At 57.2% G+C, this 23828-nt stretch carries 22 protein-coding genes; 11 read left to right on the top strand and 11 right to left on the bottom strand.

Annotated elements, in window-relative coordinates:
• Positions 1–68: 68 nt before the first annotated feature.
• A complete protein-coding gene (locus tag AC2FJB_RS15375; RefSeq protein ID WP_496721227.1) occupies positions 69–683 on the bottom strand; it encodes an amidohydrolase family protein in 615 nt (204 codons plus the stop codon).
• A 62-nt stretch (positions 684–745) separates the two neighbouring features.
• A complete protein-coding gene (locus AC2FJB_RS15380; protein ID WP_282022546.1) occupies positions 746–2137 on the bottom strand; it encodes a metal-dependent hydrolase family protein in 1392 nt (463 codons plus the stop codon).
• A gap of 180 nt (positions 2138–2317) precedes the next feature.
• Here AC2FJB_RS15380 and AC2FJB_RS15385 point away from each other — a divergent pair, with 180 nt between their 5' ends.
• Both AC2FJB_RS15385 and AC2FJB_RS15390 read left to right on the top strand, forming a co-directional pair.
• Positions 2318–3343, top strand: a complete 1026-nt coding sequence (locus AC2FJB_RS15385; protein ID WP_496818618.1) for a helix-turn-helix domain-containing protein — start codon at positions 2318–2320, stop codon at positions 3341–3343.
• Positions 3292–3711: a DoxX family protein gene (locus tag AC2FJB_RS15390; RefSeq protein ID WP_496719423.1), complete on the top strand. Its 420-nt coding sequence runs from the start codon at positions 3292–3294 to the stop codon at positions 3709–3711. The genes AC2FJB_RS15385 and AC2FJB_RS15390 overlap by 52 nt, the downstream gene beginning before the upstream one ends.
• A gap of 298 nt (positions 3712–4009) precedes the next feature.
• Here the strand turns inward: AC2FJB_RS15390 and gyrB are convergent, their stop codons facing one another.
• Both gyrB and AC2FJB_RS15400 read right to left on the bottom strand, forming a co-directional pair.
• On the bottom strand, positions 4010–6427 hold the full coding sequence (gene gyrB / locus AC2FJB_RS15395; RefSeq protein ID WP_496719424.1) for a DNA topoisomerase (ATP-hydrolyzing) subunit B: 2418 nt from the start codon (positions 6425–6427) through the stop codon (positions 4010–4012).
• Between the two features lie 114 nt (positions 6428–6541).
• Positions 6542–7114, bottom strand: coding sequence for a TetR/AcrR family transcriptional regulator (locus tag AC2FJB_RS15400; protein ID WP_117872896.1), 573 nt, complete (start codon positions 7112–7114; stop codon positions 6542–6544).
• 100 nt (positions 7115–7214) lie between these two features.
• On the opposite strand from AC2FJB_RS15400, the gene AC2FJB_RS15405 reads away from it, so the two are divergent.
• A complete protein-coding gene (locus AC2FJB_RS15405) occupies positions 7215–7781 on the top strand; it encodes a carboxymuconolactone decarboxylase family protein (protein WP_496675131.1) in 567 nt (188 codons plus the stop codon).
• Here AC2FJB_RS15405 and recF read toward each other — a convergent pair.
• From recF to mutM, 6 genes are all read right to left on the bottom strand, one after another.
• Positions 7778–8875: a DNA replication/repair protein RecF gene (gene recF / locus AC2FJB_RS15410; protein WP_496719425.1), complete on the bottom strand. Its 1098-nt coding sequence runs from the start codon at positions 8873–8875 to the stop codon at positions 7778–7780. The two genes, AC2FJB_RS15405 and recF, sit on opposite strands and share 4 nt — an antisense overlap.
• A 59-nt stretch (positions 8876–8934) precedes the next feature.
• Positions 8935–10056 carry a DNA polymerase III subunit beta gene (gene dnaN, locus AC2FJB_RS15415; protein WP_117870911.1) on the bottom strand — a complete coding sequence of 374 codons (1122 nt, stop codon included), beginning with the start codon at positions 10054–10056 and terminating at the stop codon, positions 8935–8937.
• 225 nt (positions 10057–10281) lie between these two features.
• On the bottom strand, positions 10282–11667 hold the full coding sequence (dnaA, locus tag AC2FJB_RS15420; RefSeq protein ID WP_496675136.1) for a chromosomal replication initiator protein DnaA: 1386 nt from the start codon (positions 11665–11667) through the stop codon (positions 10282–10284).
• 555 nt (positions 11668–12222) lie between these two features.
• On the bottom strand, positions 12223–12486 hold the full coding sequence (rpsT, locus tag AC2FJB_RS15425; RefSeq protein WP_152459792.1) for a 30S ribosomal protein S20: 264 nt from the start codon (positions 12484–12486) through the stop codon (positions 12223–12225).
• A gap of 223 nt (positions 12487–12709) precedes the next feature.
• Complete coding sequence (gene acuK / locus AC2FJB_RS15430; protein ID WP_117870917.1) at positions 12710–13486, bottom strand: acryloyl-CoA hydratase; 777 nt, start codon at positions 13484–13486, stop codon at positions 12710–12712.
• Between the two features lie 66 nt (positions 13487–13552).
• Entirely contained in the window at positions 13553–14404 is an 852-nt protein-coding gene (mutM, locus tag AC2FJB_RS15435; protein WP_496719426.1) for a bifunctional DNA-formamidopyrimidine glycosylase/DNA-(apurinic or apyrimidinic site) lyase, read from the bottom strand.
• Positions 14405–14490: 86 nt separating this feature from the next.
• On the opposite strand from mutM, the gene ubiE reads away from it, so the two are divergent.
• Positions 14491–15243 carry a bifunctional demethylmenaquinone methyltransferase/2-methoxy-6-polyprenyl-1,4-benzoquinol methylase UbiE gene (gene ubiE / locus AC2FJB_RS15440; protein WP_299637000.1) on the top strand — a complete coding sequence of 251 codons (753 nt, stop codon included), beginning with the start codon at positions 14491–14493 and terminating at the stop codon, positions 15241–15243.
• Between the two features lie 3 nt (positions 15244–15246).
• Positions 15247–16776: a 2-polyprenylphenol 6-hydroxylase gene (gene ubiB / locus AC2FJB_RS15445; protein ID WP_496719427.1), complete on the top strand. Its 1530-nt coding sequence runs from the start codon at positions 15247–15249 to the stop codon at positions 16774–16776.
• Positions 16777–16871: 95 nt separating this feature from the next.
• On the opposite strand, the gene AC2FJB_RS15450 is transcribed toward ubiB, so the two are convergent.
• Positions 16872–18047, bottom strand: a complete 1176-nt coding sequence (locus AC2FJB_RS15450; RefSeq protein WP_496719428.1) for an acetyl-CoA C-acyltransferase family protein — start codon at positions 18045–18047, stop codon at positions 16872–16874.
• 116 nt (positions 18048–18163) lie between these two features.
• Between AC2FJB_RS15450 and AC2FJB_RS15455 the strand changes: the two genes are divergently transcribed.
• From AC2FJB_RS15455 to AC2FJB_RS15480, 6 genes are all read left to right on the top strand, one after another.
• Complete coding sequence (locus AC2FJB_RS15455; RefSeq protein ID WP_117872897.1) at positions 18164–18727, top strand: helix-turn-helix domain-containing protein; 564 nt, start codon at positions 18164–18166, stop codon at positions 18725–18727.
• Positions 18728–18837: 110 nt separating this feature from the next.
• On the top strand, positions 18838–20025 hold the full coding sequence (locus AC2FJB_RS15460) for a glycine C-acetyltransferase (protein WP_496719429.1): 1188 nt from the start codon (positions 18838–18840) through the stop codon (positions 20023–20025).
• Positions 20022–20972 carry a PLP-dependent cysteine synthase family protein gene (locus AC2FJB_RS15465; RefSeq protein WP_496719430.1) on the top strand — a complete coding sequence of 317 codons (951 nt, stop codon included), beginning with the start codon at positions 20022–20024 and terminating at the stop codon, positions 20970–20972. The genes AC2FJB_RS15460 and AC2FJB_RS15465 overlap by 4 nt, the downstream gene beginning before the upstream one ends.
• Before the next feature lie 19 nt (positions 20973–20991).
• A complete protein-coding gene (gene tdh, locus AC2FJB_RS15470; protein ID WP_496719489.1) occupies positions 20992–22020 on the top strand; it encodes an L-threonine 3-dehydrogenase in 1029 nt (342 codons plus the stop codon).
• A gap of 64 nt (positions 22021–22084) precedes the next feature.
• Positions 22085–22969 (top strand): tryptophan 2,3-dioxygenase, encoded by an 885-nt coding sequence (locus AC2FJB_RS15475; protein ID WP_496719431.1) that lies wholly within the window; start codon positions 22085–22087, stop codon positions 22967–22969.
• A gap of 3 nt (positions 22970–22972) precedes the next feature.
• Positions 22973–23800 carry an alpha/beta hydrolase gene (locus AC2FJB_RS15480; protein ID WP_496719432.1) on the top strand — a complete coding sequence of 276 codons (828 nt, stop codon included), beginning with the start codon at positions 22973–22975 and terminating at the stop codon, positions 23798–23800.
• Positions 23801–23828 lie beyond the last annotated feature (28 nt).

The raw sequence follows: 23828 nt of genomic DNA on the forward strand, positions 1-23828 counted from the left end.
TGGCGGTTACGATGAGCCAGAAACCCTCTCTTATCAAATCAACCTAAACTGTCCCATTGGTGCTGACGTCAGACAGTTCTGATTTCGTCTACGCCGTCTGCAACGACCGCGAGATTGAGTTCTTCCACCTGTGCGACGGGGCCACCTTCAGCCCGGGCACGAGGGCTGCGCCAGTCCGTGTGACCAGATTGTGGACCGATGCACGCACCGCTCGGGTAAATCCGTGGCCCGACAAGAATATCCTGATCGATCAGCTTTTTCATCGCATCGCCTTGGCCACAGGCATCGCGAACCGTTGTGTACCCATCCATAAGGTAATCACGCGCGTTTGCGACTGCCATCGCGCCGACGCCGTCCCAATTCGCATATTCCGCGCCGCCAAAGCTTGTGAACAGACCGGTTAGGTTCAGGTGGACGTGGCTGTCGATCAGCCCCGGCATCAATGTGCGACCACCTCCATCCACAACCGTCGCGCCAGGGGCGTCGATGGCCTCGGTGGACACTTCTTTGATCAAGTTGCCTTCAACCAAAACGCTGGCGTTCTCGATCCGCGCCTCATTTACTCCGTCAAAGACATGGACGTTGGTGAACAGGGTTTGTGGCAGGGTGTCCTGCGCAAACGCGGCAGTGGCCGTGAAAAAAACCAGGCTCGCGACGGCACCCGTCTTTGTCGAAATATTCATGTCCTTCTCTCCCTTAAAATTTAGTGCGCGGGGCGCCGAGGTAAGTTCACCCCACGCGACACTCAGTCGAGTGTGTTCTTGTAGATCACGCCATCCTTCATGATGATCTTCAGATTGGTGTCGGGATCGGATAGCAGCAGGATGTCCTCCAGCGGGTTCCCGTCGACCAATAGAAGATCGGCGTATGCACCCACTTCGACCACACCCAACGGGCCGTCCTGATAAGGATTGTTCAAACCAGTAAGACGGTTCATGCGTGCGCCGTTTGAAGTTGCGATGCGCAATATGTCGAAAGGTGTGAAATTCGCTTCAAGCAGGTATTTGAACTCGTCGCTCATCTTCTTGTCCTGCTCTAGCGTTTGGTCCCAGTTGTTGATGAGGTCAGTGCCCAGGGTATAGAGGTCGATCATGCCTGGCGTGGTTTGAATTACTTCAATCATGTTGGCCGCGGCATCCCGCACCGTCTTCCACTTCGCAAACGACGCTGGTGTGTAAAATGCTTCGGCCTGCTCGGTGGAGACCGAGTAGACCGGAGCCACGGCGGTCGCAAACATGATCTGTTTTTGAACCATGACCTCGGCCACTTCCGGAGTCAGAAACGGGATGTGTTCGACGGTCTTCGCGCCATTGTCGATACAGTTTCGGATCGCCTGTTCAGTGAACACATGGCAGGTCACATATGTGCCCCACTGTTCGGCGGTTTTGACTGCCATCTGGATTTCATCGGCTTGGTACTGAAGCGAATGCAGGGGGTCGAACTCGGACGTAACACCGCCGCTGACCATAATTTTGATCTGGGTTGCCCCGCGGCGCAGGTTCTCGCGTACGGCCATCCGGATCTGATCCGGCCCATCGGCTATAAAGCTCATTTCACTTTCGACCCAATGTGATGGTCCTTGCCCAGACAGTGTGGGATGCCGGTCGTTCAGTTTACGGAAGTCCGCGTGCCCGGATGTCTGGGTGATGAAGGCTTCAGAGGAGTAAATGCGCGGCCCGGGAAACATGCCGGAATCTATAATGCGAGCGATGGATTTTGCTGGTCCGCCTAGGTCCCGGACAGTGGTGAACCCATTCATCAGGATGCGTTCAGACCGAATTGTCGCGACGCCGCCAAGATGAAAGGGTGTGATATTCTGGCGCAAACCATCGCTGAGAGGGTTGAACACGGTAAGATGCACGTGTTGATCATGCATTCCGGGCATCAGTGTGCGCCCACCGCCCTCGATGATTTGCGCATTGGCAACGACAAGCGGCTCAGTCGAAACCTCGGCGATCAGGTTATCGACGACCAAAACGTTTGCGTTCTCGATCCGCGCCTCGTTCACCCCGTCAAAGACATGAACATTTGTGAAAAGGACCGGGAAACTTTCTTCCTGTGAAGCGGCATGAGTTGGAAATAGATAGCTCGCAGCCAGTACTGCGGGCACAAGTATGCGCATCAGACATCCGTTCATCAGGGCCCCTATCATCAAGAATCGTAAAAGGCGCAATTAGGAGTCATTATAGAATTCGAATAACTTGATGCCTGACAGATTACCGGTTCGAGAAAAATAGTTTTGGGAAATTGCAAGGTTTCATAATTTTATTGTGGGAATTTCCTACACTCGGGAATATTGCGAATTTCTGGAGAAGAGATGACAAGAAGACTTGGTAATAACACGGATCAGTCGCTGCCTCTCGTCAGGGCTTCAGTTGCGGGTCCGGTTGTCGCAGCGCTTCGCAGCGTGGGGGTCGAACCCGCGTTTGTTCTTGATCCTCTGGGGTTGAACGAAGCGCAGGTAATGGACCCGAAGAATTTCCTACGCCACGATACCGTCTACCAGATCTATCAGGCCGTGGCAGAAGCCACTTCACCGGATTTTTGCGCACGGGTCGGGCAATCCGTCGATCTTGTCAAATTTCTCCCGCTTGGCGATATGCTGGCAGAAGCCCTTACATTGGGAGATTTTTTTACCAGGTTCACACAAGCGGTTTCCAAAGAATCCAATGCCGTTACGCAATCCCTCTTTGTCGAAGGAGAGCACGCGTATTTCAGTGCCAAAAGGAACTTCCAAATTTCGGTTTCTCCCAGCCAAACCGATGCGTTTCTGACGAGTATTTGGATATCCCTGTTGGACCGTGTCCTGGATTTCAGGTGGGACCCCAACCAGGTCATTCTTCGCGTCAGTGACCCGGATGCGCTGCCCGGTCAGTTTCACGGCGTTCAGGCTATCAAGTGCAATCCTCAAGGTTTTTCGATCAGGTTTCCCTCCAGCTGGTTAAATTACAGATTACGACCAGAGGCACTGGAGAACCCGCCAGACTACAGGGTTATGGATGAGGATCTGGCCGCCCCGCAGGATTTCCTTGCGGGACTGGAAGGCCTGATCAGGGTCCATCTTGCGGATTCAGGATTTGGTGTGGATGAGCTTGCGGACCTTTGCGGTTTTCATCAGGAAACACTGAACAACCGGCTGAAACCTTACGGTCAAACGTCATCCCAAGTGATCGCGCGCATTAAGCAGGAAGAAGCCGAACGCCTGCTAGCAAAAGACAATAAATCCGTTGGCGAGACAGCGCAAAGGCTTGGCTATGCCGACCCAACCGCCTTCTCCAGAGCATTTCGTAAATGGACGGGCGTATCTCCGGCAGCCTACAAGAAATCAAACCGGAAGGACTAGCATTGCTCCTGAACATCGCCATCGGTCTTCTATCTGCATTTTTTCTCTTTGCTTCATCCATTAAGATTTTTGGGTGGCAAAAGAAGGTCTTTGAAATCCAGTTGGGCATGTTCGAAAGCTACGGCCTCAACAGGCAGATCATGTTCCTCGTCGGATGCGGGGAACTTTTCGGGGCAATTGCCATCTGGTTTCAATCGTCGTGGATCGGGCCGCTAGGAGCACTTGCGTTGCTCTGCACATCTGTCGGAGCGATATTCTGCCATCTAGTGTTCGATACCTGGAAGCAGAGTATACCGGCGACGATAACAGGGACACTTGCGGCTCTTGTTTTGAACGCTGGGTATTCAAAGCTTCTAAACATACTGTAACAACGGCCACCCGACCGATACCAGGAAATCCCAGGACAGCGATGGAACGTCCATAACGGACCTTTATTCTCGACTTTGCAAAGTCCGCTTTCTGCGCATCGCAGACCTTCGCGAGAATCCCAGGTTCCTTAGGGAGGCCCTTTGCGGGATTGAGAAATGCAAAGGGTCGTAACCACAACGACTAAGCCAAAACTGATTGAATTCGTCGCCAATGCCGACAATCGCGCAGCGCAAAACTATGGGCGAACTGCGCAAACTTATGGGGTGTGCGAAGTGTTATGCGCAAACCTACACCTGATCAGAAATCCAAATTTTCTACACTCAAAGCGTTTTTCTGGATGAACTCTCGACGAGGTTCCACGACGTCACCCATCAGTTTTGTGAACAGATCATCGGCTTCAACCATGTCATCCACGCGCACTTGCAGCAGCGTGCGCGCATCCGGATCCAGTGTGGTTTCCCACAACTGATCAGGGTTCATCTCACCCAGGCCTTTATAGCGCTGCAGGGACAAGCCTTTTTCACCCTCTTCCAGAATGGCGCGCAACAATTCCAGTGGGCCGTGGATCATCTGGCTGCGATCACGACGAACCAAGGTGGCCGGGGAATTATAGATTTCTTGCAGGCTCTGCGTAAAACTCCCGGTCTTGCGCGCCTCGCCCGAACGCAGCATCGGGCCGTCCAGCGTGCGAACCTCTTCGACACCGCGTAGAATACGGGCCAGTCGGATGCCGTGATCCTGTGTGATCCGACCCTGCCAACCGCGTTCGTATTCCAAAGCGATCAGGTCCAGCCGAGCGGCGACTTTGTCAGCCACGCCTTGCAGGTCGGCATCAACGGCGCCGGGAACAAAGGCCCCTGCGACGGCGGCCTGTTCCAGAATGTGTCGCGGGTAATGCGTCGGAAACGCATCGAGGACACGTTTCAGCTGACGCGCCTCGTCGACAACGCGGGTCAGGTCCTGTCCGATGATTTCTTCGCCCGAACCGAGTTTCAGAACCGCACCCTCGACGCCCTGATTGATCAGGTAGTCATCCAGAGCGGCCTGGTCTTTCAGGTACACCTCTGACTTGCCACGGGAGACCTTATAGAGTGGCGGCTGAGCGATGTAGAGGTATCCACCCTCGATCAGTTCCGGCATCTGACGGTAGAAGAAAGTCAGCAGCAATGTCCGGATATGTGCGCCGTCCACATCCGCATCGGTCATGATGACGATCTTGTGGTAGCGCAGCTTTTCGATGTTGAATTCATCGCGGCCAATACCAGTGCCCAGCGCCATGACAAGGTTGCCGATTTCCTGCGACGACAGCATCCGGTCAAACCTTGCGCGCTCGACGTTCAGGATTTTCCCGCGCAGCGGCAGAACCGCCTGGGTCAGCCTGTCCCGGCCGGTTTGGGCAGACCCGCCGGCCGAGTCCCCCTCGACCAGGAAGACTTCGGTCTTGGATGGGTCCTTCTCGGAGCAGTCTTTCAACTTGCCAGCCAGATAGTTCACATCCATCGCGGTCTTGCGCCGGGTGAGTTCGCGCGCCTTGCGCGCAGCCTCACGGGCCAAAGCGGCCTCGATGATCTTGCCAACGATGCTCTTGGCTTCTGTGGGGTTCTCTTCGAACCACTCTGCCAGTTTTTCATTCATCAGACCTTCGACCGCCGGACGGACTTCGGACGAAACCAGCTTGTCCTTGGTCTGCGATGAGAATTTCGGGTCCGGCACTTTCACCGACAGCACGCAGGTCAGACCTTCGCGCGCGTCGTCACCCGTAAAGCTGACCTTTTCCCTCTTCGCAATCCCGCTGGACTGCGCGTAGTTGTTGATCGTCCGGGTCAGCGCGCCGCGGAACCCAGCCACGTGGGCACCACCGTCTCGCTGCGGGATGTTGTTGGTAAAGGGCAGCACCGTCTCGTGGTAGCTGTCATTCCACCACATTGCGATCTCGACGCCGATATCGTCGCGCTCACCCTTGATATAAATCGGCTCGGGCATGGCCGGAGTTTTGGACCGGTCGAGATACTTGACGAATTCCTTTACGCCGCCTTCATAGAACAACTCGGTTTCAAGCCGTTCTGCCGGGCGTTCATCGATCAGGATGATACGCACGCCCGAATTCAGGAAGGCGAGTTCGCGCAGACGCTTTTCCAGAGTTTCGAACGAGTATTCGAGGTTCGAAAACGTGTTGGTTGACGCCAGAAACCGAACTTCGGTCCCTGTGCGATCGCCACACTCACCGACGACCTTCAGGTGCTCTACTGTTTCGCCACCCTCAAAGCGTGCCACGTGCTCTTTGCCCGCGCGCCAGATGCGCAGTTCCAGCCAATCTGACAGCGCGTTTACCACCGAAACACCCACACCGTGCAAACCGCCCGACACTTTGTAGGAATTGCTGTCGAACTTACCGCCCGCATGCAGCTGGGTCATGATAACCTCGGCTGCCGACACGCCCTCTTCCGGGTGAATATCCACGGGAATCCCACGTCCGTTGTCACTGACCGAAACGCTGGAATCCGCGTGAATTTTCACGGTCACATGGTCGGCGTGACCCGCCAGGGCTTCGTCAATCCCGTTGTCGACAACCTCATACACCATGTGGTGCAAACCCGAGCCATCATCCGTGTCCCCGATATACATGCCGGGGCGTTTGCGAACGGCCTCTAAACCCTTGAGAACTTTGATGGAATCTGCGCCGTATTCCTGGGGAGCCTGTGCGTCTTCGGACATTCAGTCAGTACCTATATTATTTTGGTACCTTATACGTTTTCTGGTGGGGATTGTCACGCGATCCCCCAATATTTTGTGTATGCTGGGGTCGTTTTCTGCGCATCCGAATCCACCTCATAACTGGTCGATGTCAGAAGCGATATCCGCCGCGATTTCCAGCGCATCGACATCCTTGCGTTCAGCCGACAATCGAAGCCCCAGAATATCCGACTGATACCGCGCCGCCAGCCGATCCGGGTCATGTTGGGGCCGGATTTCACCGGCAGTCTGGGCGCTGCGGAACAGGTCGGCGAAACACGCTTTCATTTCCGCCATGTGACGCGCGGCCTGATCCGCAAGCGCATGATCCTTCGCCTGCAACTCGGCATATGTCTTTGCCAACATGCAGGCCTTTGCTGGATTCTCGACCGCTTCGATGACCAAACGTGGTTGCGCCTTAAGCGCTGCCTTCGGCCCCAATCTTTCGGCAAGGGCTTTCAGGCGCGCCACACCTTCTTGCGTGTAGCTTTGCAGCGTCAACGCATAGAGCGCATCCTTCGACCCGAATGCCGCGTAAAAGCTTCCGGGTTTCAGCTTCAATTCCCGTTCCAGGTCCTTCAGCGACGTCCCAGCCCAGCCCTGACGCCAGAAGATGTCACGGGCCTTCGCGATCAACGCGTCACGATCATATGCGGGTTTGCGGGGCATCGGCATCACCAATTCTTGAACGTTCGCTCAAATATATACTTGAGTGATCACTCAAGAAACCCTAAATACCACCCATCGCGCCAGAAACAGGAGTTCCGACATGGCCAATTTCCCGTCTCATGACCTCGAATCCGCACCCGAAGCATCCAAACCTCTGCTGGAAAAGTCCCAGGCCGCCTTTGGCCGTTTGCCGGGCCTGCATAAGGTGATGGCAGAAAGCCCCCAGCACCTTGAAGGCTATCAAGTTCTGCACAGCCTGTTCTTGCAGACCGATTTCGACAACGATGAAAAGACCGTTGTCTGGCAGACGATCAACGTGGCGAACGAATGCCATTATTGCGTGCCCGCGCACACCGGCATCGCAAAGATGATGAAGGTATCAGACGAAATCTCCGAGGCACTGCGCAATGAAACTCCACTGCCTTCCGCCAAGCTCGAAGCACTGCGCACCTTCACCCTGCATGTGATGGAAACCCGCGGCAACCCGACCGAGGAACAGCTTCAGGCGTTCTTTGATGCCGGCTACTCGCACCGTGCGGTTCTGGACGTGGTGCTGGGTCTGGCACAGAAAACCATGTCGAACTACGTCAACCACATGGCCAAAACGCCAGTCGATGAAGTCATGCGCGGCTTCCTGTGGGAGCGTAAGGTCAACGAACCGGCCTAAGTCGCGACCACCGAGCCCTCATCGCCTTCGGCAACGATCAGCGACTGGGCCCGGCCACCCAACTCCACAAACAGTTCAGGCCCGGTGCCCGTCATCCAGGCCTGAGCGCCCAGCGCACAAATCTCGTCATACAGGGCTGAACGCCGATCCGCATCCAGATGGGCGGCCACCTCATCCAGCAAGACAATCGGTGGCGCGCCCACCATTTCGGCCAATGCACGTGCGTTCGACAGGATCAGAGAAACCAACAGTGCCTTCTGCTCACCGGTCGAGCAATCCTTGGCCGGAACGCCCTTGGCAGCAAAAACGCCGTAGAGATCCGACCGATGCGGCCCGACCAAAGTCCGGCCCGCTGCCAAATCTCTGAAACGGCTTTCATTCAAAGCCTCGCGCAAATCCTCAACCGTTTCGGGCATCGCGCCGTCGGTCTGCACCAATTCCAACTCGGCAGACGGGAAAGCCGTTTCCGCCTGATCCTGCGCCACCCGCAGATGGCTCAACGCCGCCAATCGCGCTGCGTGGATGCGATGCCCCATCACGGCCAACTGGCCCTCAAGCGCGGCATACCAATGCGCGTCACGCACCTGCTCTTTCAGCAAACGGTTACGTTCGCGCATCGCTTTTTCGTAGGTCAGCGCGGCCTCTGCGTGAGACGGATCAAAGCTGAGCGCAATGCGATCAAGAAACCGGCGCCGGCCTTCTGCCCCTTCAATCCAAAGTCGGTCCATGGATGGAACCAGCCAAACCACCCGCGCAAGTTTGCCCAGATCAATCTGGGAGGCGGTCTTTCCATCAATCCTTACCTGCCGTGCTGCACCGCCCTCAGACCAGGTTTCGATTTCGAAATTCTGCCCCTGCGACTGCAACAGCCCGGACAGTTTCCAGCCCAGCACCTCGGGCCGTCGCGTCATCTCGGCTGCACTCGCCCTCCGCATTCCTCGACCGGGCGAAAACAAGGATACCGCTTCCAGAATATTGGTCTTGCCCGCCCCGTTCGGTCCGTGAATGGCCACTGGCCGCCCGTCCAGAGACAACCGCACCAGCTTGTGAGACCGAAAATGCGAGACCGTAAGCTCGGTCAGGGCCAGTGCCATGACCCCTCCCTTCTTCTGTTCAAGAATACCTCCACCGGAGGCGTCGCGCGTCCGCGCGATCAGACGCGCATCGGCATGACAACATAAACTGCGCTCTGATCATTACCTTCGCGCATCAGGGTCGGATCGCCAGCTGAATTGAACATGAACACCGCATTCTCTCGATCCACCTGAGACGCAATCTCCAGCAGATATTTTGCGTTGAACCCAATCTCCAACCTTTCGTCACCGTACGCGACGGCCAGTTCTTCCTCGGCCGCGCCACTATCCGGTGCGTTCACCGACAGAACCAGTCTGTCGCCATCCAATTGTAGCTTTACCGCGCGCGAGCGTTCGGAAGACACCGTCGCCACCCGGTCCACGGCCTGCGCAAATTCAGCAGCATCCACTTCCAGCTTGCGGGTGTTCCCTTGTGGAATAACGCGCGTATAGTCGGGGAAGGTGCCGTCGATGACCTTCGAGGTCAGCGTGATATCCGGCGTGGCGAAGCGCACCTTGGTTTCGCTGACCGAAACAGCGATGTCCATTTCATCGTCATCCAGCAGCTTGCGAAGCTCGCCCACGGTTTTTCTGGGAACAATAACGCCTGGCATATCCGTCGCACCGTCAGGCAGATCGGCATCGATCCGAGCGAGACGGTGACCATCGGTGGCCACGCAGCGCAGCACTTTACCACCTTCGGATCCGTCGGACACGTGCATGTAGACACCGTTCAGATAATACCGTGTCTCTTCTGTTGAAATTGCGAATTTCGACTTGTCGAACAACCGACGCAGCAGGGCCGCAGATGCGGTGAAATTCGATTGATACTCCGATGACGCCATGACCGGAAAATCCTCTTTCGGCAGTGTCGCCAGCGAGAAATTCGACCGCCCGGCCTCAACCGTCAGACGCCCTGCTGCACTGTCCGCGGTCAGCGTGACCAACGCACCGTCGGGCAGTTTGCGCACGATCTCATGCAGAGTCGTTGCCGCAACTGTCGTGGCTCCTGCCTTTTCGACCTGTGCCGGGGCCTTGTCGACCACTTCGATATCCAGATCGGTCGCCCGAAACAGCGCCTGATCGCCTTCAGCTTCGATCAGCACATTGGCAAGTATGGGAATGGTATTGCGACGTTCCACAACGGATTGGGCCTGTGAAACGGCCTTAAGAAGGGTGCCGCGTTCGATGCTGATCTTCATACCCTCAGTTCCTCTGACTTGCGTACCGACATGGGCGGGACTGGCACGTTAGCGGTTCCACCCTGAGGCACAAGGATTTTTTACGGATTTCTGGGTCGGAATGTCCCAAGCGTCAAGGGCAGCGTGCCCGACAGGCATCAGTTCTGATCCAATCGTGGATTAATGCGCACAAGAAACGCCCCGGGCCCGAGGATCCGGGGCGGTTTCTTGCATTGCAGGCGCGGATCAGGCTTCTAGCGACCGGCGCAGCATTTCCACATCTTCAGCGATCTGACCATCGGTCAGCTTCAGCTCTTCAATGCGCTTGACGCCGTGCATGACCGTCGTGTGATCGCGCCCGCCAAAACGGCGGCCAATCTCGGGCAGGGACCGGCTGGTCAACTGTTTGCACAGATACATAGCCACCTGACGCGGACGCGCGTAAGAACGCAGGCGCTTTGGGCCGATGATGTCGGAGAGGCGAATGTTGTAGTATTCAGACACCTTCCGCTGAATCTCTTCGACGGTGATCTTGCGCTCGGAGGCACGCAATACATCCGCCAGACAATCCTGGGTCAGTTCCATGTCGATCTCGCGGCCAACCAATGACGCGAACGCGAACAGACGGGTCAACGCGCCTTCGAGCACGCGCACATTGGTCGAGATACGATGGGCCAGGAACTCCAGAACACCGTCGGCAATAGCCAGGTCAGGATAGGATGAGCTGTATTGCTGCACCTTGTTTTGCAGAATGCCCAGGCGCAGTTCATAATCGGTCGGGTGCAGGTCGACCACCAGACCACATTGCAGACGGGATTTTACCCGATCTTCCAGATCCTTGATCTCACCCGGGGCGCGATCGGCCGAGATGATGATCTGCTTGTTCTGATCTACCAGCGCGTTGAATGTATGGAAAAACTCTTCCTGAGTGGAATCCTTACCAGCGATGAACTGCACGTCGTCAACCATCAATACGTCAACCGAACGGAACAGGTGTTTGAAGTCCATCATCCGACGCTCGCGCAGGGCCTGCACGAACCGGTACATGAACTGTTCCGCCGACAGGTACAGAACGTTCAGTTCCGGGTGTTTGGTTTTCAACTCCCATGCAATGGCGTGCATCAGGTGGGTCTTACCCAGACCCACACCGCCGTACAAAACCAGCGGATTGAAGGTCACCGGCCCGCCCTCGGATACCCGGCGCGCGGCTGCATGGGCCAGTTCATTGGGCTTGCCGACTACAAAACTGTCAAAGGTAAAACGAGAATCCAGCGGTGCGGCCTGTAGCGATTCCAAGGCGTCCTGCGCTGTGTCCTGGTTCGGCGCGGTGACAGGTGCAGGCTGTGCCTCAGGTGCTGCATTGGCTGCAGGCTTCGGGCGCATCGGCGAGTTTGCTGCCACGCGGAAATCCAGACGCCGCACAGTTTCACCTGCGGTATTCAGTTCGTACAGAATGAGGTCCGCAAAATTCTGGCTGACGTAATTGCCCATAAAATTGGTCGGCACGGAGAAAACCGCCACGCCATCCTGAAGCTCTTTAAATTCCAAAGGCTCGATCCAGGTCGTATAGTTGTTCCGACCGATGGCCTTCAGCAATTTGTTACGCAGTAGTCCCCATTTCTCTTGTGTCATTAAGCGCCTCACGCATCCCATTCTTATTGGCCTGTCAGCCTTATTCAGACGAAGCCGGTTTCCCGGTATTGTATTCACACGCAATAGGAATCCTGTCGTCAAACCAATTGGTTTGACGGGACTGTCCCGGAGTGCTCGGTAAACCCCAAATCTGGCGCTCAAGAATAATAGAGCGCCCCGAAAATCGGGTTGCACGTCGCAATCTCAATTTTTAGACAGGGCCGAAATCACCGGGTATAACCCGGAAACCACGGCAGATCGGCAGCCTGGCTTGCGCCAGTCGTCGACAATTGTCCCCAGATCGTTCTGATGCCCGTCAGTTCAATCGGGTAAACAGCCTGTCCCCCCAAGCGAGTGAATCGCTGACATCAGTGGTAGCAATTCGAAGCGGGGCGCGGCAACGAAACTCTGATATTGACTCGGGTCTTTGGCCGAAAGAATCTCTCGGTTTCGTGAAGGCGCGGTTTTCTGGCAACACGAAAAAAGGCGTCGCAATGTGCGACGCCTTTCAGAATAGTTCAGCTTTTCTGACATGACGCAGGGTCACCCGAAAGCTTAACCCAGCGCTTTGACTCGCGAGGACAGACGCGACATTTTGCGGGCCGCAGTGTTCTTGTGGAAGACACCTTTGGTGACGCCACGCATCAGCTCGGGCTGAGCCGCACGCAGGGCCGCGGTCGCCGCGTCCTTGTCGCCGGATGCGATCGCTTCTTCGACTTTCCGCAGATAGGTGCGGATGCGCGAACGACGTGCTTTGTTGATTGCGAAACGCTTTTCGTTCTGACGGGCGCGTTTCTTTGCCTGAGGCGAATTAGCCATGTGTCTCTGACCTTTTGTTCGGTACGGTTGTCTAGGGTTGCGCGCCACGGACATATCCGCACCGGATCAGAAATCACGAGTGTGAGTCGGGCCAAGCGGGCCGCACGCGCATGTATAGCGGCGCTCTTTACCCAAGTTTGGGGGGATTGCCAAGTTGATTCTTCACACCATGGCCGGAAAAAAGGGGCGGGCTCAAGCCCACCCGCCATAGAGGTCCAGCGCGTTACTTGTCGCGGAATTGCGCCGTGCGCTTTTCGAGGAACGCGGCCATACCCTCTTTCTGATCTTCGGTTGCGAACATCGAATGGAAGACACGACGCTCGAACAGCATACCTTCGCTCAGCGGAAGCTCGTAGCTGCGGTTCACCGCTTCTTTCGCGGCCATCGCGGTCAGCTGAGACTTCTCGGCAATTTTCTGCGCTGCGCTCACAGCTTCTTCGATGAGCTTCTTGGCCGGCACTACCCTGCTCACGAGACCTGCGCGTTCAGCTTCGTCCGCATCCATGAAACGCCCCGTCAGGTTCATGTCCATCGATTTGGATTTACCCACAAACCGCGTCAGACGCTGACTTCCACCCAGACCGGCAATGACGCCCAGATTGATCTCGGGTTGGCCAAACTTCGCGGTGTCCGCCGCGATGATGAAATCGCACAGCATGGCAAGTTCACATCCGCCGCCCAGCGCATAGCCTGCGACGGCCGCAATGATCGGCTTGCGAATCGCGGTCACACGATCATTCGCGTCCGCAAAAAGGTTGATGTTGTAGACGTCGACAAAACTCATCTCGGACATCTCCTTGATGTCCGCGCCGGCGGCAAAGGCCTTGTCCGAGCCGGTGATAACGATGCAGCGCACTTTGTCATTGCTGTCCGCATCTTCCAGCGCAGTGCAGAGCTCACCCAGCAACTGGGTGTTCAACGCGTTCAGCGCATCCGGTCGGTTGAGTTTTATAAGTGCGACGTGGTCTTCGATTTCGACGATGATCGTCTCAAAAGCCATGAGGAGAAAGCTTCCGGTTGTTCCGTTCAGGTACGATTCCTTACCACGCGAAAAACTTGGATCAAGCTATCTTTGGCATTGCGCACAATAGAAGGATGAGCGACCGGACTGGGTGATTCTCTTGATCAGCGCTCCGCACCCTTCGGTCCGGCAGGCCTCGCCCTCGCGGCCATAGACATCAAACTTGTGCTGAAAATATCCAAGTTCTCCATCGGCTTGGCGGAAATCCCGCAGCGAGGACCCACCGGCTTTTATGGCGTCCTGCAACACCTGCCGGATGATCGGAACAAGCGCCGCCACGCGGGATGTAGAAATCTGTCCGGCTTTTCGACGTGGCGACACTCGGCCGCGATAAAGAGCTTCACAAACATAGATATTGCCCAGACCGGCAACGATTCCCTGATCCAGCAGGGCGGATTTGACAGGAGTGTTCTTGCCTTTGAACGTATCGATCAGGTGTTGGTCGTGAAAATCGTTGCCCAAGGGTTCAGGCCCCAGAACCGATAGCAGCTTGTGATCCTCGGCGTTGGCGGTTTGCAACAGGTCCATCGCGCCAAACCGGCGCGGATCGTTGAAGGTGATGCGCGCGCCATTGGCCATATGAAAGACCACATGGTCATGTTTTTGCACGGCGGGATGGTCATGGACGAACTGCCCCAACGGGTCGCCCGACACCGTCATCCGCCCCGACATACCTAGGTGGATCAGCAACGTCTCACCGCTGCTAAGATCCGCCAGGATGTATTTCGACCGCCGCCGCAGCCGCTCCACCCGCTGCCCGGTCAACCGTTCGGCCATACGTTCGGGGAACGGCCAGCGCAGATCGGGGCGTTTCACATCAGCCCGTTCAATCACGACCCCTTCCATCGCAGGACTCAGGCCGCGTCTTACTGTCTCGACCTCAGGTAATTCGGGCATTACGGGGCTCCTAATTCAAAGGGCCGCATTGTGCCCGCCTCTCTTGGCCCTATAACAGAGGCGAAATTCGACAAACGGCAAGGCAAATGTCCGACAACAGCGACAAGACCACTCATTTCGGTTTCGAAACCGTCCCCGAGGCCGAAAAGGCCGGGCGCGTGCAGGGCGTTTTCAACTCGGTTGCCTCGAAATATGACGTGATGAACGATGTCATGTCGATGGGCATCCACCGGGTCTGGAAGGACGCGATGATGGACTGGCTAGCGCCCCGCCCCGGCCAGCGGCTTCTGGACGTGGCCGGCGGTACGGGCGACATCTCGTTCAGGTTCCTCAAACGCGCGGGCCACGGCCACGCCACGGTGCTGGATCTGACCGAGCCGATGCTGATCGAAGGGCGGCAACGTGCCGAAGCAGATCAGATGTCGGACAGCCTGAATTGGGTTGTAGGCGATGCCATGGCCCTGCCTTTCGAAGACAGTACATTCGATGTTTATACGATCTCGTTCGGCATTCGGAACGTCACCCGCCCGCAAGAAGCTTTGAACGAGGCTTACCGTGTGCTGAAACCCGGCGGCCGCCTGATGGTTCTGGAATTCAGCCAGTTGCCCAATGACGGGCTGCAAAAGCTCTATGATCTTTACAGCTTCAACGTCATACCACGCATGGGGAAACTGATCGCCAATGACTATGACAGCTATCAGTACCTGGTCGAATCGATCCGAAAATTCCCCGATCAGGAGACGTTCCTGAACATGGTTCGCACAGCAGGCTTTGAAAACGCCAAATACCGCAACCTGAGCATGGGTATCGCCGCGCTGCATTCAGGCTGGAAGATCTGACGCATGCGTGGTCCCCATAACATCATCCGCCTGATCCGCACAGGCGCCACGCTCGAGCGCACAGGCGCAATGAACGTGGTACTGGATGCGTTCGAAGCCCCGCGCGCCGTTCGTATCCTGGCCCACGCATTGGGCAAACCCTTTCAATGGCTTGGCTACAAGGGCGACCCCGGGATGCCGCCCGCCACGCGCGCCCTGACGGCGCTTGGTCCCGCCTATATAAAATTCGGTCAAGTGCTTTCGACCCGCCCTGACGTCGTTGGAAATGAACTGGCCGAGCAACTGCGCGTTCTGCAAGACAAGCTACCGCCTTTCTCCAAAGCCGACGCGATGGCCGAAGTCGAGAAAGAACTGGGTCAGCCGATCTCAGAAATGTTCAGCGAATTCAGCGAACCGATTGCTGCAGCATCTATTGCGCAGGTTCACAAGGCCAAGCTGACCAGCACGGGTGAAGATGTCGCGGTCAAAGTCCTGCGCCCGGGTATCGAACGTGCTTTCCGCAAGGATGTCGATGCGTTCTATTTTGCCGCCCGCATGGTGCAACTCTGCGCGCCTGGCGCGCGTCGTCTGCGCCCGATGGAAGTGATCGAGCATTTCGACGGTGTCGTACGCGGCGAACTGGACCTGCGCCTGGAAAGCGCCGCTGCGTCAGAATATGCCGCCAACACCAAGGACGACGCCGGCTTCTGGCTGCCGCCCGTTGTGTGGTCGCTGTCCGCGCGCCGCGTCATGACGCTCAGCTGGGCGGACGGGGTCGCGCTCGGTGACAATGATGCTCTGGATGCCGCAGGTCATAACCGCAATGATCTGGCCGAGCGTGTCCTGCGCCTGTTCCTTCTCCATGCTCTGCGCGACGGCTTTTTTCACGCCGACATGCACCAGGGCAACCTGAAGGTGGCCGCGAACGGAGATATCGTAGCCTATGATTACGGCATCATGGGTCATATCGATGAATACACACGCCGGGTCTATGCCGAAATCCTGTTTGGCTTCATCCGCCGTGACTACAAACGCGTAGCCGAGGTGCATTTCGAAGCCGGCTATGTTCCCGCCAATCAGGACGTGGACGAGTTCGCCCGCGCTCTGCGGGCCGTGGGCGAGCCGATCTTCGGCATGGATGCCACGCATATTTCCATGGGGCGGTTGCTGAGCTATCTGTTCGAAGTAACCGAACGGTTCGGGATGGAAACACGAACCGAGTTGATTCTGCTTCAACGCACCATGGTTGTCGTCGAAGGCGTCGCGCGCTCACTCGATCCTCATATGAACATCTGGGAAGTTGCGCGCCCCGTAGTCGAAGACTACATCAAACAATCCATCGGCCCCCGGGCGGCCCTGCGGGATTTGGGAAAAACCGCGATGGTTCTGGCCCGCTTCGGTCCGCGTCTGCCGGCCCTGGTCGAAAACGCACTGATCGCGCAAACCCAGAAAGACGAACCGCAGACGCCCAACCTGTGGTCCATTGTTCTGCCTGCCACGATCGGAGCCGCGGCAGGTGCAGCGCTGGTCTTACTGATCAGCGCGCTCAACTAAAACCAACCCGCCTGCTTCATCTGGCCAAAAATATCCTCGGGGGGAATCACGCCTTGCGCGATGGGGGGCAGACAGCCCCCCGGGCCACTTGCGGATCAAAGCCGTTCGATGGCGATGGCAATCCCCTGACCGCCCCCGATGCACATCGTGACCAGCCCTTTGGACCCTCCGGTACGTTCCAACTCATACAGCGCTTTTAGCGTGATGATCGCACCCGTGGCACCCACCGGATGACCCAACGCAATCGCACCGCCGTTGGGGTTCACCTTGTTCGCGTCCAATCCAAGTTCCTGATTCACGGCCAGAGCCTGCGCGGCGAAGGCTTCATTGCTTTCAATCACGTCGAAGTCTTCTGCTGACAAGCCCGTCTTCTTCAACAGGTTTTGCACTGCCGGAACAGGGCCAATGCCCATGACTTCCGGCCGCACTCCTGCATGCGCATACCCAATGACACGCGCCTTCGGTTTCAACCCAGCCTTTTCGGCCGCATCCGCTGTCGCCAGCACCATCGCCGCCGCACCGTCATTGATGCCAGAGGCATTGCCGGCCGTCACACGCCCATCCTTTTTGAACACCGGGCGCAGCCCCGCCAGCGCTTCAGCGGTCGTCGCCTTTGGATGCTCGTCGACTTTAAAGTCGACCATGTCCCGTTTGACCTTGACCTGTATCGGTGTGATCTGACTTTCGAAGTATCCAGCCTCGATCGCCGCAGCCGCTCGTGTCTGGCTGGCCATGGCGAACGCATCCATCTGATCGCGGCTGATCTGATGCTCATCCGCCACGTTTTCCGCCGTCACCCCCATATGTCCGGTGCCAAAGGGGCAGTTCAGCGCGCCCAGCATCATGTCCAGCGAGGTAACGTCGCCCATCTTCGCGCCCCAGCGCGCCTGCGGAACGATATAGGGGCTTCGTGACATGCTCTCTGCTCCGCCCGCTACCGCGAAGTCAGCATCGCCCAGCATCAGTGACTGCACGGCTGACACAATCGCCTGCGCGCCGGATCCGCACAGGCGGTTCACGTTCATGGCCGGTGTGCCGTTGGGAATGCCCGCCTGCATCGCGGCGACGCGCGACAGATACATGTCACGCGGTTCAGTATTGATCACGTGACCGAACACCACATGCCCGATTTGCGCCCCCGCAACCCCCGAGCGCTCAAGCGCCGCTTCGGTCGCGACAGTGGCCAGATCTATCGGCGCGGTTGAAGCCAGCGCACCACCAAAGGTGCCAATTGCGGTGCGGGCACCGTCGAGAATAACAATATCGCTCATGAGTTACTCCTCCTGAATTTCGCTGCATTATGCATGCGCAGAATGGTACTGTCGCCCCAGACGTCCCGTCACGGCGGCAATTGACATTGCATTGCGCAGCACGCATGGATTCCGTCATGACGGAAGACACAGACGATATCCTGAACCTCCTGCCCGCCCGCTTGAAAGAGGCGCGTCGGGCCAAGGGCCTTTCCCTGGAAGCGGTCGCCAATCTCAGCGGCGTGTCCCGGTCCATGGTCAGTCAGATCGAACGCGGAGAAAGCAGCCCTACGATCTCGACCTTGTGGAACCTGACGCGAGCGTTGCAGGTGGATTTCGCCGGTCTCTTGGAGGGCACAAAGGCCACTGACCAGATCGAGGTGCTCAGAAACCCCGAAGTGCCCAGCATCGACAATATGGGGCAGAACTGCCGAATTCGCATCCTGTCACCGCCAGAAGAGGCCGGAGGTCATGAAGTCTATGATATCGAATTCGACGAGGACGGGGCCCTGAACAGCCAACCCCACGCCCGCGGTGCCCGTGAACAGCTCACCGTGCTGGAAGGCGCGGTCAAAGTCACTTCAGGCAATGCAGTGACCGAGTTGAACCAGGGGGACACGGCCCGATATGCCGCCGACATTGCGCATTCCATCTGTGCCATAGGACCGGCCCGGGTATTCCTGATCGTAAAGAACGCCTGACATCCGCAAAATTCCGCCTTCACGGATATTTTTCCTTCATATTGAATTTCCCCTATTTGGGAATTTCATCCGCTATGTTAGATGTGCGACTCAGATGAACGGAGGTCGCAATGGCAGATGCATTCCTGTCCCATATCACGGACACACTTGCGCAGATCGAATCTGAGGGTCTTTACAAACGCGAACGAATGATCACCTCGCCTCAGGGCGGTGAGATCACTGTGGGCGGCAAGCAGGTGATCAACCTCTGTGCCAACAACTATCTGGGTCTGGCGGATCACCCGGCGCTGATCGAGGCCGCGACACAAGCGATGGGGCCCAAAGGGTTCGGCATGGCGTCGGTTCGATTCATCTGTGGTACGCAAGACATTCACCGCGAACTGGAACAACGTCTTGCCAATTTCCTGAACAAGGACGACTCCATCCTTTTTGCCGCCTGTTTCGACGCCAATGGCGGGTTGTTTGAACCCCTTCTGGGACCGGAAGACGCCATCATTTCGGACAGCCTGAACCACGCCTCGATCATCGACGGCGTGCGGCTGTGCAAGGCCAAACGCTATCGCTATCTGAACAACGACATGAATGACCTCGAAGCCTGGCTGAAACAGGCGCGTGAGGACGGGGCGCGGCATATCATGATCGCCACCGATGGCGTGTTCTCGATGGACGGCTATCTGGCCAACCTGCCGAGAATCCGGGAACTGGCCGATAAATACGATGCGATTGTCATGGTGGACGATTGCCATGCGACCGGCTTCATGGGGCCGAACGGGGCCGGCACACCGGATCATTTCGGCGTCGATGTGGATATTCTGACGGGAACCTTGGGCAAGGCACTGGGGGGGGCAATCGGCGGCTATATCGCCGGGCCGCAGCCAGTGATCGACCTGCTGCGGCAGCGGGCGCGGCCCTATCTGTTCTCAAACTCGCTGCCGCCCTCCATCGTCGCTGCCGGATTGGAGGCGATCCGTCTGGTCGAAGAAGGCGACATGCTGCGCGCGCAACTGTTCGGCAACGCCAAGTACTGGCGCGCTGGCTTGGAAAAGCTTGGTTTTGACCTGCTGCCCGGGGAACACCCGATCATCCCGGTGATGCTGGGTGAGGCGACGCTGGCTCAAGACATGGCCTCACGGCTGTTCGACGAAGGCGTCTATGTTTCGGGTTTCTTCTTTCCGGTCGTCCCACGCGGGCAAGCGCGGATCAGAACGCAGATGAATGCGGCTCTGACCAAGGATGAACTGGACCGCGCCCTGTCCGCATTTGGCAAGGTCGGCAAAGAACTGGGGGTCATCGAATGATCCTTCCATCGGTCATTGATGTGATCGACGACACCCCCATGGTTGAACTGTCGCGCGTGTGTGCCCAGCAAAAGCTGAACGGGCGTATCATCGCCAAGCTTGACTACTTGCTGCCGGGATTTTCGAAAAAGGACCGCGCGGCAAAGTCCATCATCCAAACGGCGCGCGCAGACGGTACTTTGTCACCGGGGCAAACGGTGGTCGAACTGACCTCGGGCAATATGGGCACCGGGCTGGCCATTGTTTGCGGTATTCTGGGCCATCCTTTCGTGGCGGTCATGAGCGCCGGAAACTCGGTCGAACGCGCACGTATGATGCGGGCCCTGGGGGCCGAAGTTGTCATCGTGCCCCAGGCCCCGGGCAGCAAACCCGGCGAAGTCTCGGGCGCCGATCTTGAACTGGTCGATGTCAAGGCAAAATGCATCACAGCTGAACGTGACGCATTTCGTGCGGATCAATTTGGTCATTCGGGAAATCCCAAGGCCCACGAAACCGGGACCGGACCAGAGATATGGGCGCAATCCGAAGGCACCGTCACGGCATTCTGCGACTTTGCAGGATCCGGTGGAACACTGGCTGGCGCGGCAGAGTATCTGAACCGGCACGGCGTACGGTGTTATGCCATAGAACCCGAAGGCGCACGCGCATTGGCCGGTGAACCAGTTTCGATCCCGGATCACCCCATTCAGGGCGGTGGTTACGCCATGGGTGATCTGGTGCATCTGAAGGACACCCAATTGGCCGGACACCTTGCTGTTTCGGGAAAGGCCGCGCGGGATTGTGCCCGGCTTCTGGCCCGGACCGAGGGGATATTCGCCGGCTACTCGGCAGGCGCGAACCTTGCTGCGGCAATTGAACTGCTTCGCGGTCCCGAGGAAGGCGGCTGTGTCGCAATCGTCACGTGTGACAGCGGCTTGAAATACCTGTCGACCGATTTGTGGGAGTAAGTGCATGCGACCCAACACAATGAAAGCACTGGAAAAGTCCAATCCCGAAGAGGGGCTGTGGATGGTGCAGGCCCCGATCCCCGAAATCGGCCCGGATGAGGTGCTGATCCGTATCCACAAGACGGGCATCTGCGGCACCGACATCCATATCTGGAACTGGGACGAATGGGCCTCTCACACCGTGCCAGTTCCGATGATCACTGGCCATGAGTTTGCCGGAGAGATCGTAGAGATCGGGCGCAACGTGACAGGGCTTGAAATCGGCCAGCGGTGCTCGGGCGAAGGCCATCTGATCACCACCGACAGCCGCCAGAGCCGCGCGGGAAAGTTTCATCTGGATCCGGGCACTCGGGGCATTGGAGTGAACGAACAGGGCGCATTTGCCGAGTATCTGAAACTGCCTGCTTTCAACGTGGTTCCCTTGCCCGACGACATACCGGATGAGATCGGAGCCATCCTCGATCCGCTGGGCAACGCGGTGCATACTGCCCTCAGCTTTGATTTGCTGGGCGAGGATGTTCTGATCACGGGTGCAGGCCCCATCGGCATCATGGCCGCTGCCGTTGCTCGTCACGCGGGTGCGCGCAACGTGGTCATCACCGACATCAACGCTGACCGATTGAAACTGGCGGAACATGTGGTTCCTTCGGTGCGTACCGTCGATGTATCCACCGAGGATTTGCAGGACGTCATAGCCAAGCTTGGGATGAAAGAGGGGTTCGATGTCGGGCTTGAAATGTCCGGCTCGCAAGCCGCCCTTGACCAGATGGTCGAAGCGTTGGTGATGGGTGGAAAAATCGCACTGCTGGGGATTCCACCGGGCAAATCTCCGGTCGACTGGTCGCGCATCGTCTTCAAGGCGATCACGATCAAGGGCGTCTATGGGCGTGAGATGTTCGAGACGTGGTACAAGATGATCGCCATGCTGCAAAACGGTCTGGATGTGTCCCGCGTGATCACGCACCGCTTTGCGGTTGATGAATTCGCCAAAGGGTTTTCCGCGATGAAATCAGGCCTGTCCGGCAAGGTTGTTCTGGACTGGACCTAACGCGCTGGAAAGTTGCAACCTCAGCCCCTAGACAGGTGCAGAACCTGCACAAGGGAGGCATGAGATGGGCGAGGACAAAGACGATCGTCTGTTGCAGCGGGGGGTAGAAGACACCCTGGTCACTGATTTCGCTGAAACGCACCGCAAAAGCTATGGCGACTTCCTGCAACTGAAGACGCTGCTGAACCTGCAAAAGACCTTTCAGGACCCCGCACAACCTGACGAGATGCTGTTCATCATCATTCATCAGGTTAGTGAGCTGTGGCTGAAACTGATGCATCACCAACTGGTCGAGGTCCGCCGGTTCCTGCAAGAAGATGAATTCGGACCCGCCATGAAGAACCTCGACCGCATAAAGGCCATTCAACGGCAATTGATTGCGGCCTGGGAAACCCTGCTGACCATGACGCCGGCCGACTATATGACGTTTCGGCAGGCCCTCGGCAATTCTTCCGGGTTTCAAAGCTATGGGTACAGGCAGATCGAGTTCATTCTGGGCAACAAGGATGCCTCGACCCTGAAAGTGCACGAGCATGACCCTGAGGTGATGGAGATGCTGAACGCCGCCCTGACCAAACCGTCCCTGTATGACGAAGTGTTGCACATGCTGGCCCGACAGGGGTTCGACGTTCCAAGTGATTTGGTCGAGCGGGACTACTCCGAACCATATTCCGGCGATTCGCGAGTGGTTCGAATCTGGGTCGAAGTGTTCCGCAACACGAACAAGTATTGGGATCTGTATGCGCTGGCCGAAAAACTCATGGATGTGGAAAGCCTGTTTCAACGCTGGCGCTTTGACCACGCCACCGCAGTTGAACGTGTGATCGGAATGCAACCCGGTACCGGAGGTTCCAGCGGCGTGGCTTTCTTGCGAAAAGCGCTTGGGTTGCGGTTCTTCCATGACCTCTACGATGTGCGGACGGAACTGATGTACAGCGGACAGGACTGAGGCATGCTGTATCGTGGATTTTCACAAGCCGAATTGGAGCGGGAGTACTCTCCCAGTTCGATGATCGGTGGTGACCTGGCCCCCTATCTTGCCAGTTATCAAGCGCTCAGTGCGCAGGCCCGTACCAAGCTCCCCGTTCAAGAAAACCTGACTTATGGCGACAGCCAGACCCATGTGCTGGATTTCTTTCCCACGCAAGGGGCTGGCGCAGCGTTGCATGTCTTTATTCACGGAGGCTATTGGCAGGACCTCAGCCAACGCGAATCGGCCTTGATGGCCCCGGCGCTGATCGAAGCTGAACAATCTTTCGCAACCTTGAATTACACGCTCGCCCCGGATGCGCGGCTGGATCAAATGGTCAACGAATGCCGCGACGCGCTTCTGTGGCTTGCATCAAAGGCCGAGGCATTGGGATTCGATCCGACACGGATCACCTTGTCAGGGCACAGTGCCGGTGCCCATCTGGCAAGCATGGTCATGGCAACCTCGGCCGGCGCATTGGCCCGCGCCGGGCTGCGCGTGCGTGACGTGCTTCTGATCAGCGGCGTTTACGATCTGGAACCCATCAGTATGACGTCTGTGAATGACCCGCTGCACCTGACCCCGGTCGAGGTGAACGATCTGTCTCCGATCCGCAACCTGCCCCCACCAGGCCCCCGCTATCATGTGTCAGTGGGGGAACGGGACACGAGCGAATTCATTCGTCAAAGCCGCGACTATGCGGAACGACTGCGCAAGGCCGGGCACTCGGTCAGCTTTGCCCTGGAACAGGGAATGCATCACTTCGATATCATCATGCATTCCGGTACATTCTTACCCGACACGAAATAGCTGATTCTACAAAAGAAAACAGCGGCCC

It is taken from the genome of Ruegeria sp. CDSC085 (genome assembly GCF_059610465.1).

What these genes read in the sequence shown, in the direction of transcription:
- AC2FJB_RS15375 (WP_496721227.1), bottom strand. Translation starts at nt 683, where the DNA reads ATGAATATTTCGACAAAGACGGGTGCCGTCGCGAGCCTGGTTTTTTTC.
- AC2FJB_RS15380 (WP_282022546.1), bottom strand. Translation starts at nt 2,137, where the DNA reads ATGAACGGATGTCTGATGCGCATACTTGTGCCCGCAGTACTGGCTGCG.
- AC2FJB_RS15385 (WP_496818618.1), top strand. Translation starts at nt 2,318, where the DNA reads ATGACAAGAAGACTTGGTAATAACACGGATCAGTCGCTGCCTCTCGTC.
- AC2FJB_RS15390 (WP_496719423.1), top strand. Translation starts at nt 3,292, where the DNA reads ATGGACGGGCGTATCTCCGGCAGCCTACAAGAAATCAAACCGGAAGGA.
- gyrB (WP_496719424.1), bottom strand. Translation starts at nt 6,427, where the DNA reads ATGTCCGAAGACGCACAGGCTCCCCAGGAATACGGCGCAGATTCCATC.
- AC2FJB_RS15400 (WP_117872896.1), bottom strand. Translation starts at nt 7,114, where the DNA reads ATGCCCCGCAAACCCGCATATGATCGTGACGCGTTGATCGCGAAGGCC.
- AC2FJB_RS15405 (WP_496675131.1), top strand. Translation starts at nt 7,215, where the DNA reads ATGGCCAATTTCCCGTCTCATGACCTCGAATCCGCACCCGAAGCATCC.
- recF (WP_496719425.1), bottom strand. Translation starts at nt 8,875, where the DNA reads ATGGCACTGGCCCTGACCGAGCTTACGGTCTCGCATTTTCGGTCTCAC.
- dnaN (WP_117870911.1), bottom strand. Translation starts at nt 10,056, where the DNA reads ATGAAGATCAGCATCGAACGCGGCACCCTTCTTAAGGCCGTTTCACAG.
- dnaA (WP_496675136.1), bottom strand. Translation starts at nt 11,667, where the DNA reads ATGACACAAGAGAAATGGGGACTACTGCGTAACAAATTGCTGAAGGCC.
- rpsT (WP_152459792.1), bottom strand. Translation starts at nt 12,486, where the DNA reads ATGGCTAATTCGCCTCAGGCAAAGAAACGCGCCCGTCAGAACGAAAAG.
- acuK (WP_117870917.1), bottom strand. Translation starts at nt 13,486, where the DNA reads ATGGCTTTTGAGACGATCATCGTCGAAATCGAAGACCACGTCGCACTT.
- mutM (WP_496719426.1), bottom strand. Translation starts at nt 14,404, where the DNA reads ATGCCCGAATTACCTGAGGTCGAGACAGTAAGACGCGGCCTGAGTCCT.
- ubiE (WP_299637000.1), top strand. Translation starts at nt 14,491, where the DNA reads ATGTCCGACAACAGCGACAAGACCACTCATTTCGGTTTCGAAACCGTC.
- ubiB (WP_496719427.1), top strand. Translation starts at nt 15,247, where the DNA reads ATGCGTGGTCCCCATAACATCATCCGCCTGATCCGCACAGGCGCCACG.
- AC2FJB_RS15450 (WP_496719428.1), bottom strand. Translation starts at nt 18,047, where the DNA reads ATGAGCGATATTGTTATTCTCGACGGTGCCCGCACCGCAATTGGCACC.
- AC2FJB_RS15455 (WP_117872897.1), top strand. Translation starts at nt 18,164, where the DNA reads ATGACGGAAGACACAGACGATATCCTGAACCTCCTGCCCGCCCGCTTG.
- AC2FJB_RS15460 (WP_496719429.1), top strand. Translation starts at nt 18,838, where the DNA reads ATGGCAGATGCATTCCTGTCCCATATCACGGACACACTTGCGCAGATC.
- AC2FJB_RS15465 (WP_496719430.1), top strand. Translation starts at nt 20,022, where the DNA reads ATGATCCTTCCATCGGTCATTGATGTGATCGACGACACCCCCATGGTT.
- tdh (WP_496719489.1), top strand. Translation starts at nt 20,992, where the DNA reads ATGAAAGCACTGGAAAAGTCCAATCCCGAAGAGGGGCTGTGGATGGTG.
- AC2FJB_RS15475 (WP_496719431.1), top strand. Translation starts at nt 22,085, where the DNA reads ATGGGCGAGGACAAAGACGATCGTCTGTTGCAGCGGGGGGTAGAAGAC.
- AC2FJB_RS15480 (WP_496719432.1), top strand. Translation starts at nt 22,973, where the DNA reads ATGCTGTATCGTGGATTTTCACAAGCCGAATTGGAGCGGGAGTACTCT.